The organism is Rhodoferax sp. LS1P39, assembly GCF_056521425.1.
The window spans coordinates 138,301-150,942 of record NZ_JBWMAV010000005.1; the positions used below are offsets into that span (position 1 = coordinate 138,301).

10 protein-coding genes are annotated in these 12,642 nt (G+C 65.7%); 5 read left to right on the forward strand and 5 right to left on the reverse strand.

The features are described from left to right. Window positions 1-31: 31 nt before the first annotated feature. The 3 genes from AC097O_RS10680 to dinG form a co-directional block, all read right to left on the reverse strand. Window positions 32-1,084, reverse strand: a complete 1,053-nt coding sequence (locus tag AC097O_RS10680; protein WP_479592756.1) for a S1C family serine protease — start codon at window positions 1,082-1,084, stop codon at window positions 32-34. 86 nt (window positions 1,085-1,170) lie between these two features. Beyond that, window positions 1,171-2,046 carry a methylglyoxal synthase gene (locus tag AC097O_RS10685; protein ID WP_479592757.1) on the reverse strand — a complete coding sequence of 292 codons (876 nt, stop codon included), beginning with the start codon at window positions 2,044-2,046 and terminating at the stop codon, window positions 1,171-1,173. 29 nt (window positions 2,047-2,075) lie between these two features. After that, on the reverse strand, window positions 2,076-4,241 hold the full coding sequence (gene dinG / locus AC097O_RS10690) for an ATP-dependent DNA helicase DinG (RefSeq protein ID WP_479592758.1): 2,166 nt from the start codon (window positions 4,239-4,241) through the stop codon (window positions 2,076-2,078). A gap of 159 nt (window positions 4,242-4,400) precedes the next feature. Between dinG and AC097O_RS10695 the strand changes: the two genes are divergently transcribed. The 3 genes from AC097O_RS10695 to AC097O_RS10705 all read left to right on the forward strand — a co-directional run bounded on the left by AC097O_RS10695 (window position 4,401) and on the right by AC097O_RS10705 (window position 7,048). Then, the gene (locus tag AC097O_RS10695; RefSeq protein ID WP_479592759.1) at window positions 4,401-5,294 is read left to right on the forward strand and encodes a LysR family transcriptional regulator; all 894 of its coding nucleotides are present in this window, start codon (window positions 4,401-4,403) and stop codon (window positions 5,292-5,294) included. A 93-nt stretch (window positions 5,295-5,387) separates the two neighbouring features. Then, on the forward strand, window positions 5,388-5,867 hold the full coding sequence (locus AC097O_RS10700; RefSeq protein WP_479592760.1) for a heme-degrading domain-containing protein: 480 nt from the start codon (window positions 5,388-5,390) through the stop codon (window positions 5,865-5,867). After that, window positions 5,864-7,048: a Gfo/Idh/MocA family protein gene (locus AC097O_RS10705; protein WP_479592761.1), complete on the forward strand. Its 1,185-nt coding sequence runs from the start codon at window positions 5,864-5,866 to the stop codon at window positions 7,046-7,048. Before AC097O_RS10700 ends, AC097O_RS10705 begins: the two co-directional genes overlap by 4 nt. Before the next feature lie 45 nt (window positions 7,049-7,093). Here AC097O_RS10705 and AC097O_RS10710 read toward each other — a convergent pair whose 3' ends face one another. Then, on the reverse strand, window positions 7,094-7,870 hold the full coding sequence (locus AC097O_RS10710) for an IclR family transcriptional regulator domain-containing protein (protein WP_479592762.1): 777 nt from the start codon (window positions 7,868-7,870) through the stop codon (window positions 7,094-7,096). 260 nt (window positions 7,871-8,130) lie between these two features. On the opposite strand from AC097O_RS10710, the gene pobA reads away from it, so the two are divergent. Together pobA and AC097O_RS10720 are read left to right on the forward strand one after the other, a co-directional pair. Further along, window positions 8,131-9,318, forward strand: coding sequence for a 4-hydroxybenzoate 3-monooxygenase (gene pobA / locus AC097O_RS10715; RefSeq protein WP_479592763.1), 1,188 nt, complete (start codon window positions 8,131-8,133; stop codon window positions 9,316-9,318). Window positions 9,319-9,390: 72 nt separating this feature from the next. Further along, window positions 9,391-10,005 carry a DUF1294 domain-containing protein gene (locus tag AC097O_RS10720; protein WP_479592764.1) on the forward strand — a complete coding sequence of 205 codons (615 nt, stop codon included), beginning with the start codon at window positions 9,391-9,393 and terminating at the stop codon, window positions 10,003-10,005. Between the two features lie 228 nt (window positions 10,006-10,233). Here the strand turns inward: AC097O_RS10720 and AC097O_RS10725 are convergent, their stop codons facing one another. Beyond that, entirely contained in the window at window positions 10,234-12,582 is a 2,349-nt protein-coding gene (locus AC097O_RS10725) for a YgiQ family radical SAM protein (protein ID WP_479592765.1), read from the reverse strand. Window positions 12,583-12,642: the final 60 nt, after the last annotated feature.

A 12,642-nucleotide genomic window follows, 5' to 3' on the forward strand; every position in this document is an offset into this window, starting at 1 on the left:
ACTCACGCCTATTCCATAAGCACGAGAGGCATTAAATACCTGTAGGCTTGCGCATGGTGCTCATGCGGTCTACGGCCTTGAGCACGATGGTCTTGATGTCGGCACCCTGCAGCACGGTGAGCTCGATGTCCACCTCGGCCTGGGCGTGGTCCCAGAGCTTTTTGTAGAAACCCTCCAGCGTGCTGACCTTGGTGCCATCCACCGCCAGCACCACATCGCCAGGCTCCAGGCCCGCCTGGGCGGCTGGGCTCTCTTTGCTGACGCGCAGAATCTGCACCCGCCCGGCCTGCTCACTGGAAGTCAAACCCACCCAGGGTCGGCGGCTGCGCTGGCTGCTGCCGGTGGTCTGCAGCTCGGCCAGAATGGGTTTGAGTAAATCCACCGGTACAAACATATTGCCCGCCAGGCGCGGAGCGCGGCCCAGGGCATCGCCCACCAGCAGGCTGCCAATGCCCATCAGCTCGCCGCGCTGGTTGAACACGGCCGCCCCCGAATGGTTGCCCACCGGCGGGCTGGTGAAGATGGCGTTGTCGATGTGGTACTCCCAGTTGCCGGAAAACGCCCGCTGGCTGACCACCTGGACCATGTTGACATCGGCCTCTTCGCCGCCGATCTGGGCGCCGGTGGACACCATCAGCGGCTCACCGGTACGCAACTCTTGCAGGCTGCCCAGCGTGACCGGCTGGACGCCCCGCAACGGCAAAATCGGCCGCACCAAGCCAAAGCCGGTGGCCTGGTCATAGGCCACGGCCTGGGCGGGCAGGGTTTTGTTGTCGTGCGTGACGATCTCGATGTTTTGCGCTTCCACCATCAGGTAGCCAATGGTCAGAATCAGCCCGTCCGGGCCAATCACCACGCCCGAGCCGCTGCGCCGCCGGCCCAGGGTTTCGGCTGAGCGCGCGCCCTCTTCCACCCCCACCCGCACGCCCACCACGGCCGCGTTGGCCTTGGCCAGCGCATCGATGGTGGCCTGGGGTGCAGGCGCTGCCGTGGTGGCCGCCAGTGCCAGGCAGGCAGAGCCCCAAAAAACCCATAAACCTGCGCCCAGAGAGCGCAAACTGCAACGAGTTAAGCCGGTGTGCATGGTGAACTCCCAGGGCAAAAATGATGCCCGCCCACCAAGAATGCGCCTATTTCAAACCGTACACAAGGGCGGGGACATTGGCGCGTTCAACCGGTCACTTTGGCCAGTGCCTCGGCCCAGCGCCAGGCCATCGCGGGGGAATTCATGCAGGTTGTGCGGTCGCTGGCACTGCAGACGGCGCGCTCCATCAGCTGGATGTCGGCCTCGTGCTGGCGGGCCACGTGCGGGTCTTCAAAAAAGATCACCTTGTGGCAGGTGCCGTCCAACACGCGTTCGGCAATTTGCGCGTCGCCGCCCAGTGGCCCACTGCGGTAGGGCGTGACCCAGGGAGTGCCCGCAGGCCAGCCCCGGCTCCAGGCCATCTCGTTGAGCAGGCCGCCGGTGGTGCCGGTGGCCACCCGCTCGGCAAAGCGCGACAACAGGTCAAACTGCGTGCCCGCAAACTCCACCATCTGGGTTTTCAGGGCATCGTGGGCGATCAGCGCCACCACCTGTGCGGGCATAGCCTGCAGCAGCGCCGCGCCGGGGGCCTGGGCGATGGGCAGACCAGCCTGCAGCGCCTCGATCTGCAGCCACTCCAAGGCCGCGGCCTCGGTGGCCAAAAACGGCTTGCCGTGGATCACGCACTGCCGCTTCAGGGCCTGCGCCTCAGGGAACAGTGAAGACGGATCGACCGGGTCGATCAGAAAAATCACCCCGTCCAGCGCCTGCCCCGGCTGCACGCCACCCACGATGTGCGACACCAGCCGCGTGAGCCCGCCCGAATGCCCGTTCGGGTAGCGCACCAGCCCTGGAAACTGGTCCAGCAGGCCATAGCGCTCCACCGCGTCATAGGTACCACCTACGGCATGCAGTGCCAAATTCAGGCCACGCACAGCGGGCTCTGCGGCCTGCAGCCAACGCAGCAAGCTGCTGTCCGAGCCCTGGCGGTGCAGGCGGTGGGCGATGAGTCCAAAACGCATGGTGTCTCCTCCGGTGTCTTTCTTGTAATTTACGCCAACACGCGCCCCTGTGCATCCAGCCGCTTGCGCGCAAACGGCGGCAGGCCTTGCAGCAGGCGCTGGCCGTAGCTGGTGTCGCTGAGCCGTTTGTCGTAGCAGTAGACGAAAGATTTGTCCGTCTCGGTGCGGATGGCGCGGCCCGCCCATTGGGCCAGTTTGATGGCGGTGGCGGGCACCACCAGTTCGCTGAACGGGTCGCGGCCCACGCCGCGCAGCCATTCGGCACGCGACTCGCCCACCGGGTCGTCGGGCGAGGCAAAGGGCAGCTTGGCAATGAACACGGTTTCACACAGTTGGCCGGGCAAATCCAGGCCTTCGCCAAAGCTTTGCATGCCGAAGATGATGGACACCTCGCCCGCGCCCACGCGTTCGCGGTGCTGCTGCATCAGGCGGATGCGCGGCAGGTCGCCCTGCACCAGCACCTGGGGGCGCAGCGCGTCGGGCAGAGCCAGCACCGCCTGGCGCATCTGGTCGCGTGAGGTAAACAGGCACAGCGCGCCGTGCTGCACCTGCGCCAGGTCGCGTACCAGGGCCAGCACCATCTCAGCCACAAAGGCGCTGGCGTTGCGCGGGTCGGCCAGGGTTTGCACGGTGACAAACTGGCCCTGGGTGGCGTAATCAAAGGGGCTGACCACCTCCAGCGTGGTGGTGGCCTCGTCATCTTTCAGGCCGGTTTCTTTCAAAAAGAAATCGAACTCGCCGCAACTGGTGAGCGTGGCGGAGGTGACCACCGCCGCCCGCACGTTCGCCCAGAGCTGGTGGCGCAGGGTGGAGCCCGGCAAGATGGGGCTGGCGCAGGCCTTGATCTGCACCCGGCCATCGGTCTCGGCCAGGGTGAACCATTTGGCCACCGGGGCCCGGGGCGGCTCGGATTCCTGCAGCAGCAACTGCGCCGTGGCGTGCACCGATTCCAGCCGGGGCGACAGCATGCCCAGCTGCGCGTACAGCACCGACAGGCGGCGCGCCTCGTTGGGCGCGTCCTTCATCTCGGCGCGCAGGGCCTTGGCGATGTCGTTGAGCACACCCAGAAAACTCTCGGCCATCACGCTGACCATGCCCAGCGGCTCCACCAGCTCGGGCGGCAGCTCGCCCTTGGGCAGGCGCACCCGGGCCGGGCCAAAGGCGCTGGGGGGGGCGCGCAGCGCCTCGGCGTACAGCGTAGACACGGTTTTGGCGATGTCTTCCAGGGTTTGCTTGAGCTGCGAGGCATAACGGCCCACGTCGGCCACCTCGGACACACCCATCAGGCTGCCGATGCGCTTGGCGCGGCCCGCCAGGGTGTCGATCCAGCCCAGGCGGCTCAGGTCCATGGCGGTAGAGAACTTGTCCAGCGCCACGGCGGGCAGGTGGTGGCCTTCGTCCAGGATCAGCAGGCAGTTGTCCAGCTCGGGCAAGGTGCGCGTGCCCAGGGTGGACAGCAGCAGGTCGTGGTTGGCCACGATCACCTGCGCGCCGACCAGCTCCTTGCGCTTTTCAAAATAGGTGCAGCCGTTGAAGGCCGGGCAGTGCTTGCCGGTGCAGCTGCTGGCCTCGGCGGCGATGGGCTGCCAGATGTCGGCATCGGGCTGCTGGGCCAGGTTGTCGCGGTCGCCGTCCCAGGCGGCGGTGGACAAATCGCGCGCCAGGCTGGCGTACTGCAGCATGCGGGCTTCTTCGTCGTGGCGCACAAAGCTGGCGGCGGCCAGTTCATCGGCAAACATGTCGCTATCGTCCTCGGTGTCCGCCCCGCCCTCCCCGGCCAGGCGCGACAGCTTGAGTTTGCACACATACCGCCCGCGCCCCTTGGCCAGGCCGAAGCGAAACGGCTCGTCCATCAGCGCGGCCAGCGCGGGCAGGTCCTTGGTGACCAGCTGCTCTTGCAAGGCCACGGTGGCGGTAGAGATCAGCACCCGCGTCTTGCGCGCCAGGGCCACGGCGATGGCCGGGGCGCAGTAGGCCAGCGACTTGCCCACGCCGGTACCGGCCTGGATGACGGCGATCGAGCGCAACGGGGTGTCGTCCTCGTTTTCCATCTTGCCCAGCGTAGCTTCGCTGAAGGTCTGCGCCACCCGCTGCGCCATCAGCCGCTGGCCAGGGCGGCTGCGGAAGTCGCCCGCAGCGCTGACGACTTTGTCGAACGCGGCAAGGGCGGATTGGGCGGTGTGTTCGGGGGACATGGGCTGCGGCAAAATCAAAAGCTGGATGGGCTTACAGTTTAACGGAGCGCAGAAATTGATAAGAAATAGGCCTCCAGCGCTTATTCCAAGGGCGTGAGAAGCTACTATTTGCATAGCATTCACCACGCACCCGCCCGGCGATGCAGTACGCTGTGGCCCATGCACCGCCTGGACCACGTTGCCGACATCACCGCTTTTGCCCGCATTGCTGCCTTGGGCAGCCTGTCTGCCGCGGGGCGCGATCTGGATTTGTCGCTGGCGGTGGTGTCCAAACGCCTGCAGCGGCTGGAGTCGGCCCTGGGCGCGCGGCTGGTGCAGCGCAATTCGCGCCAACTGAGCCTGACCGCCGAGGGCCGCGAATTTCTGCCCCACGCCCAGGCGCTGCTGGAACAGGTGCAGCGCGCCGAAGATGCGGTGGCCCTGCGGCGCGGCGGTGCCTCTGGCCTGCTGCGCATCACCGCGTCCAACGCCTTTGCCCGCCGCCAGATTGCGCCGCGCCTGGGCCGGTTTCTGGACCTGTACCCGCAGGTGCAGGTGGAGCTGGTGGGCACCGACGACACGCTGGACCTGGTGAAAGACGGCATCGACATCGCCATCCGCCAGGGCGCGCTGCCCGATTCCGACCTGGTGGCCCGCGCCATCGGCATGGACCGCCGCGTGCTCTGCGCCGCGCCCAGCTACATCGCCCGCCACGGCCTGCCGCTGCAGCCCGAAGACCTGGCCCGGCACCGCTGCATCGTGTTTGGCGACCCGGCCATCAAAACCTGGGCGCTGGTGTGCGGCGACCAGAGCCGCAGCCTGCAGATCAGCGCCGCCGTGCACACCCACGCGGGCGACGCAGCCCACGGGGCGGCGCTGGGTGGTGCGGGCGTGGTGTTCAAGTCGGAATGGGAGGTGGCCGAGGACATCGCCGCCGGGCGGCTGGTGGCGCTGCTGCCGGGCTGGGGGTCGGTGGCGCGGCCCATCCATGCGGTCTACCCGTCGGCGCGCCACCCGGCACCCAAGGTGCGCTGCTTTATCGACTTCATGGTGGATGCGTTGAAGACGAGCTGATCCTCAATCAAATGTTGAGGCTGCATACGTGTCTTGGGCATTGGCAGCGGCCCTGTGGCTACTCAGAATCGGCTCTCTTACCAGGAGCCCGCTTTGTCCCCTCTCGATGCCCTTCTCCAGCAAGAAGACACGCTGGTCTTGCCCGTTTTTGACGAAACCACCGCCTACACCCTCGGCACCGCTCTGCGCGCCGCCGCACTGGAGCGCCAGGCCCCGGTGGTGATCGACATCCGCAGCGGCACGCGCCAGCTGTATTTCAGCGCCCTGCCCGGCTCCCACCCCGACAACGCCGACTGGGCACGGCGCAAAGCCAATCTGGCCATGCGTTGCCACGCCGCCAGCCTGCGGGTGAAGCTGCAGCTGGAAGCCGAGCAGCGCAGCGCCTGGCCGGATGCGGCCCTGAACACCGCCGACTACGCAGCGCACGGCGGTGGTTTCCCGGTGCGGGTGCGGGGCGTGGGCGTGGTGGCGGCCATTGGCGTGTCCGGCCTGCCCTCGCGCGACGACCACGCCATCATCGTGGCAGCCCTGGCGGCGCACCTGGGCTTTTCGAACATCGTGGAGACACCATGACCGCTTTCAACATCGGAGTCCTGGGCATCGGCGACATCAGCGATGTCTATATCCAGAACCTGCAAAAGTACGGGCTGGTCCACGTGCTGGCCTGTGCGGGCCGCGACCTGGCCAAGGCGCAGGCCAAGGCCGCCCAGCACGGCATGGCCCGCGCCTACGCCACGGCGCAAGAGCTGCTGGCCGACCCCGACATCCACATCGTGCTCAACCTCACCCTGCCCGCCGTGCATGGCGAGCTGACCCTGGCCGCGCTGCGGGCGGGCAAACACGTCTACACCGAAAAGCCCCTGGCCACCAGCGTGGCCCAGGGCGCCGACATCCTGGCGCTGGCCGCCGAGCGCGGCCTGGTGGTGGCCTGCGCGCCCGACACCATTTTGGGCAGCCGCCTGCAAACCTGCCGCCAGCTGATCGATGAGGGCCGCATCGGCGAAGTCACCGGGGCCAGCGCCTTTGTAGTCAGCCACGGGCACGAGTGGTTCCACCCCAACCCCGCCTTCTTCTACCAGAGCGGCGGCGGCCCGCTGTTGGACATCGGCCCCTACTACATCGCCGCACTGCTGTCGCTGCTGGGCCCGGCCACGCGCTGCTGCGCCATGGGCAAGCGCACGTTTGCCACGCGCAGCGTCCACAGCGAACCACTGCGCGGCACGGAAATACCGGTCGCAGTGGACACGCACATCAGCGGCAACATCGAATTTGCCAATGGCGCGATTGCCACCGTGCTGGCCAGCTTTGACGTGTGGGATTCCGAGTTGCCCCGGCTGGAGATCTACGGCACCAAGGGCACGATTTGCCTGCGCGACATCGACCCGGTGGACGGCCCCAACCTGTTTGGCGGCGAGGTGCTGCTGCGCACGGTGGACGAATACCGCTGGAAAAGCCTGCCGCGCCCCGCAGTGCAGCCGGATTGGATCCGCGTGCCCGCACAACACCGCTTTGGCGAGACCAGCCACCGGGTCAACAGCCGGGGCATCGGCCTGGTGGACATGGCTTACGCCATCCGCCAGCAGCGCCCGGCCCGCGCCAGCGGTGCCCTGGGCCTGCACTGTCTGGAGGTAATGGAGGCGATGCTGGCCTCGGCTGCTGAGGGGCGCTTCGTCCACCTGCAAACCACCTGCGAACGGCCTGCGCCGCTGCCGGTGGACTTTCCAGACCGGGAAGGCATGATTGCTATTGTTTAAATAGCTTGTTGCGCTTATGAAATAAGCGCTAGCGGCACTTTTGGCTCATAACAATGGCCGCAGCTCCCGCGCCGCCTCCAGCAGTAGCGGCAGCAGATCCCGGCGCAACACTTCCTGCTCCAGCCGCTGCGGCGTGGTGACCACGTTCAGGGCGGCCACCGTTTTGCCCTGCAGGTTGCGCAGGGGAATCGCCAGAGCGTGCACGCCGAGTTCGTGCTCTTCGCTGGCGACGCAGAAGTCGTCGGCGCGCACTTGGGCGATGGCGGCGCGGAAGGCTTTGGGGTCGGTGGTGGTGTGGGCGGTGAGGCGCGGCAGGCTGCGGTTTTTCATCCAGGCGTTGAAAGCGAGCTTGGACTCGTTGGCCAACAGCACCCTGCCGGTGGACGTGGCGTGGGCCGGCAGGCGCGCACCCAGGTGCAAGCCGTAGGCCAGCACGCGCAGCGGGCCGCCGCTGCGGTCGTTGCCGCTTCTTGCGACGATGACGACTTCATCACCGTCGCGCACCACCGCCGAAAACGACTCCAGCGTCTGCGCCGCCAGCCGGTTCAGCGTGGGCTGCAGCACCCGCGGCAACTGGGCCGATGCCAGGTAGCTGCCCGAGAAGCGCAACACCTTGGCCGCCAGCCAGAAGTAGCTGCCGTCGGTGTCCAGGTAACCCAGGTGCGCCAGCGTCAGCAGGTGGCGACGGGCTGCGGCACGTGTCAGCCCGGCGCGCTGCGCGGCGAGGGTGGCGTTGAGGCGCTGGCGTTCGGTGTCAAAACTCTCCAGCACCGCCATGCCCTTGGCCATGCCCTCGATCAAATCGGCCTTTTGAATTTCCATGGCGGCTCCATTTTGCGCGGTGATCGCACAAGCAGGCCGATCATCGCACAAAGGCGTGTTGGGAGACTGGCAACAGACTGGGTTGCAGCCTAACATGAATGTTCCGCAACAGCCCCTCGTGCAAACAGGACTCTTCCGTACCAGAAACACCGCAGAACTGGCTTTGCCAGGCTGCTGGTGTTGCCCCCTGCAAGGGGGTTGGAGAAAGATGCGAAGCACTGCAGCCTGGGGGGTGAGCCCATATTTTCAGGAGACATTCCATGCGTACCCAGGTTGCCATCATCGGTGCAGGCCCGTCCGGCTTGCTGCTCGGCCAGTTGCTGCACAAAGCGGGCATTGCCAACGTCATCATCGAGCGGCAAAGCCCCGACTACGTGCTGGGCCGCATCCGGGCCGGCATTCTGGAGCAGACCACGGTGGACATGCTGCATGAGGCAGGCATGGGCGAGCGGGTGCAGGCCGAGGGCGTGGTGCACCACAGCATCGACCTGGTGTTCTCGGGCGTGCGCCATGCGATTGACGTGCACGGCCTCACGGGTGGCAAGGTGGTCACGGCCTACGGCCAGACCGAGGTGACGCGCGACCTGATGGATGCGCGCAGTGCTGCAGGCCTGACCACCGTGTACCAGGCCGCCCAGGTCAGCGTGCACGACTTCGACACCGCCACGCCACGGGTGCGTTACCAAAAAGACGGACAGAACTACGAGCTGGAATGCGACTTCATTGCGGGCTGCGACGGCTTCCACGGGGTCTGCCGCGCCAGCGTGCCCGAGGGCGCAGTCACCGAGTATGAAAAGGTCTACCCCTTTGGCTGGCTGGGCGTGCTGGCCGATGTGCCACCGGTCTCGCCGCATTCCATCGTCTACGGCAACAGCGAGCGCGGGTTTTCGCTGTGCTCGATGCGCAGCCTGTCGCGCAGCCGCTACTACGTGCAGTGCCCGCTGGACGACAAGGTGGAGGCCTGGAGCGACCAACGCTTTTGGGACGAGCTGCGCAGCCGCCTCGACCCCGAGCTGGCCGAGCGCATCGTCACCGGCCCCACGCTGGAGAAAAGCATCGCCCCGCTGCGCAGCTTTGTGGCCGAGCCCATGCGCTTTGGCCGCATGTTTTTGGCGGGCGATGCCGCCCACATCGTGCCGCCCACCGGGGCCAAGGGCCTGAATCTGGCGGCCAGCGACGTGAAATACCTGTCGGGCGCGCTGATCGAGTTCTATGCCGAAAAAAGCGCGGCGGGCATCGACACCTATTCGCAGCGCGCCCTGGCCCGCATCTGGAAGGCCGAGCGCTTCTCCTGGTGGCTGACCACGCTGATGCACAAGTTCCCCGACACCGGCCCGTTCGGCCAGCGCATGCAGGAGGCCGAGCTGGAATACCTGGTGCATTCCACCGCCGCCTCCACCGTGCTGGCAGAGAACTACGTCGGTCTACCACTCTATACAGGTCGGTAAAAGTATGTAACCGACGTATACACGCGGGCGTACAGGGCCAGAATTCACCCCGGTACACATCGGAGTGATGGAATGAAAAAGAAGGGAAAGATCCACCACTGGAATACCTCGCGCGGTATGGGGTTCATCCGCAGCCCCCAAACGGGCTACGACATTCTTTTCCGCATCAAGGACTACCGCGGTTCGTCGGCACCCAAAGAAGGCGAAACCGTGTGGTTCGACGAAGTCACCTCGGTCCACACCAAGCCCCGCGCCATCGGGGTGAGCACGGCCAGCGGCAACGCCGATGTGCATTCCCACCGCCCCCGCCACTACATCGGGCGCAAATCCAGCGCCCGCCCGTTCGTGATGCTGCTGTTTCTGTGGGTGGTGCTGGGGGCCTGGGGGGTTTGGAGCTACCGCCTGCCGATCTGGCTGGTGGCCGCGGTGCTGGGAGTCAACCTGCTTACCGTGCTGGCGTACGCCAAAGGCCAGCAGCCTGCACGCGCCAGCCGCTGGCGCACCCCGGAGCCCATCCTGCACCTACTCAGCCTGCTGGGCGGCTGGCCGGGTGCAGGCGTGGCCCAGGCCGTTCTGCGCTACCGTTCCCGCAAACCCTCATTCGCTACGCTGTACTGGTGCACGGTGGGTCTGCACCTGGCGCTGTTGCTGGGCTGGCTGTTGTGGCTGGAACCGATGCTTGCCTGACCGGCTACCGATCCCGCCACATTCGGTGCATGCTGCCCAAATAACAGGCAGTGCAATCTTTCCCCTTTAAAACCAAGGACTTAACTTGGTCATACAAATAAAGTACAGAGTTACCCCCAAAGTTATCCAGTGCGAACGGGGAGAACTTTGGCGGGGAAGTGCCTTTGCGGCCCTTGCTACCAAAATAGTAGCTTCTCGCGCTTATGGAATAAGCACGAGAGCCACTTTTTATACCTTGGATTTGTAGCTAGGCCGGGCGGGCTTTGCCGACTTGCCCGAGCCGTTGTCGCGCGGCGGCAGGCCGGTATGCTGGGTCAGCAGGCGGCCCTTGGTGACGGGCGATGCCTTGGTGGTCACCGTGGTCGAGTTCTTCTTGCGCGCACTCTCGTAGCCACCGTCCGTCATCGGCTGGTAGGTGGGGATGAGGTGGTGCTTGCCGTTGCCGATCAGGTCGGCACGGCCCATGGTCTTCAGCGCTTCGCGCAGCAGCGGCCAGTTGTTGGCATCGTGGTAGCGCAAAAAGGCCTTGTGCAGGCGGCGGCGGCGGTCGCCACGGACGATGTCCACGGTTTCACTGTCGCGGGTGATCTTGCGCAGCGGGTTCTTGCCGCTGTGGTACATCGTCGTCGCAGTGGCCATGGGCGAGGGGTAGAAGGTCTGCACCTGGTCGGCGCGGAAACCGTTCTTTTTGAGCCACAGCGCCAGGTTCATCATGTCTTCGTCGCTGGTGCCGGGATGCGCGGCGATGAAGTACGGAATCAGGTACTGCTTCTTGCCCGCTTCCAGGCTGAACTTCTCGAACAGCGTCTTGAACTTGTCGTAGCTGCCGATGCCGGGCTTCATCATCTTGGTGAGAGGCCCCTGCTCGGTGTGCTCGGGTGCAATCTTCAGGTAGCCGCCCACGTGGTGCGTTACCAGCTCTTTCACGTACTCGGGGCTTTGCACGGCCAGGTCGTAGCGCAGGCCGGAGCCGATCAAAATCTTCTTGATGCCCTTGAGCGCGCGGGCGCGGCGGTAGATCTTGATCAGCGGGTCGTGGTTGGTGCCCAGGTTGGAGCAGATGCCGGGGTACACGCAGCTGGGCTTGCGGCAGGCGGCCTCAATCTCGGGCGATTTGCAGCCCAGGCGGTACATATTGGCCGTGGGGCCGCCCAGGTCGGAGATGGTGCCGGTGAAGCCCTTCACCTTGTCGCGGATGTCTTCCACCTCTTTGATGATGGATTCTTCGGAGCGGCTCTGGATGATGCGGCCTTCGTGCTCGGTGATGGAGCAAAAGGTGCAGCCACCAAAGCAGCCGCGCATGATGTTGACGCTGAAGCGGATCATCTCCCAGGCGGGGATCTTGGTCGTGCCGTCATGGCTGCCGTTCTCGTCCGCGTAGGCCGGGTGCGGGCTGCGGGCATACGGCAGGTCGAACACGGTGTCCATCTCGGCCGTGGTCAGGGGAATGGGCGGCGGGTTGATCCACACGTCGCGGGCCGTCACGCCTTCGCCGTGGGCCTGCACCAGGCAGCGGGCGTTGCCGGGGTTGGTTTCCAGGTGCAGCACACGGTTGGCGTGGGCGTAGAGCACCGGGTCGGCCTTGACCTGCTCGTAGGACGGCAGGCGGATCACCGAGCGGTCGCGCGCGGGCACCTTGATCTTGGCCAGCTCCCGCGCTTGCGAACGGGCCAGCGCATCGCCCAGCGACGGGCTCATCTTGACCACAGCCTCTGCGGGCACGCCCTGCGGATTCGCGTCGTCCTTGGAGCAGCTTGCGCCCTGCTCTGCCGCCTGCTCGGAGGTGGTCTGGTAGGGGTTGATGTGCGATTCGACGCGGCCTGGCGCGTCCACCGAGGTGGAGTTGATCTCAATCCAGTCGCGCCCGGTCGGGTCGTCGCTGCGGCGAATAAACGCCGTGCCGCGCACATCGGTGATGCTCTGCACCGGCTCCTTGGCGGCCAGGCGGTGCGCCACTTCGACGATGGCGCGCTCGGCGTTGCCGTACAGCAGCAGGTCGCACTTGGCATCCACCACCACGCTGCGGCGGACCTTGTCGGACCAATAATCGTAGTGGGCAATGCGGCGCAGCGAACCTTCGATACCGCCCAGGACAATGGGCACATCCTTGTAGGCTTCGCGGCAGCGCTGGCTGTAGACGATGGCGGCGCGGTCGGGGCGTTTGCCGCCGATGTCACCGGCGGTGTAGGCATCGTCACTGCGGATCTTGCGGTCGGCGGTGTAGCGGTTGATCATCGAATCCATGTTGCCCGAGGTCACTCCGAAGAACAGATTCGGCTTGCCCAGGGCCTTGAACGGGTCGGCGCTTTGCCAATCCGGCTGGGCAATGATGCCGACACGAAAGCCCTGCATCTCCAGCATGCGGCCTATCACCGACATGCCGAAGCTGGGGTGGTCTACATAGGCATCGCCGGTGACGATGATCACGTCGCAGCTGTCCCAGCCCAGTTTGTCCATCTCGGCGCGGCTCATCGGCAGAAATTTGGATGTGCCAAAGCGGGCCGCCCAGTACTTGCGGTAACTGGTCAGCGGCTTGGCGGCGCGCGCGAAAAAGGAAACGTCGACGGGGGCGTTCATTCAGGAGCTTTGTTGGCAGGACTAACGCAAGTTCCCCCTGTAAGCCCGAAGGGCGACACA

What these genes read in the sequence shown, in the direction of transcription:
- AC097O_RS10680 (WP_479592756.1), bottom strand. Translation starts at nt 1,084, where the DNA reads ATGCACACCGGCTTAACTCGTTGCAGTTTGCGCTCTCTGGGCGCAGGT.
- AC097O_RS10685 (WP_479592757.1), bottom strand. Translation starts at nt 2,046, where the DNA reads ATGCGTTTTGGACTCATCGCCCACCGCCTGCACCGCCAGGGCTCGGAC.
- dinG (WP_479592758.1), bottom strand. Translation starts at nt 4,241, where the DNA reads ATGTCCCCCGAACACACCGCCCAATCCGCCCTTGCCGCGTTCGACAAA.
- AC097O_RS10695 (WP_479592759.1), top strand. Translation starts at nt 4,401, where the DNA reads ATGCACCGCCTGGACCACGTTGCCGACATCACCGCTTTTGCCCGCATT.
- AC097O_RS10705 (WP_479592761.1), top strand. Translation starts at nt 5,864, where the DNA reads ATGACCGCTTTCAACATCGGAGTCCTGGGCATCGGCGACATCAGCGAT.
- AC097O_RS10710 (WP_479592762.1), bottom strand. Translation starts at nt 7,870, where the DNA reads ATGGAAATTCAAAAGGCCGATTTGATCGAGGGCATGGCCAAGGGCATG.
- pobA (WP_479592763.1), top strand. Translation starts at nt 8,131, where the DNA reads ATGCGTACCCAGGTTGCCATCATCGGTGCAGGCCCGTCCGGCTTGCTG.
- AC097O_RS10720 (WP_479592764.1), top strand. Translation starts at nt 9,391, where the DNA reads ATGAAAAAGAAGGGAAAGATCCACCACTGGAATACCTCGCGCGGTATG.
- AC097O_RS10725 (WP_479592765.1), bottom strand. Translation starts at nt 12,582, where the DNA reads ATGAACGCCCCCGTCGACGTTTCCTTTTTCGCGCGCGCCGCCAAGCCG.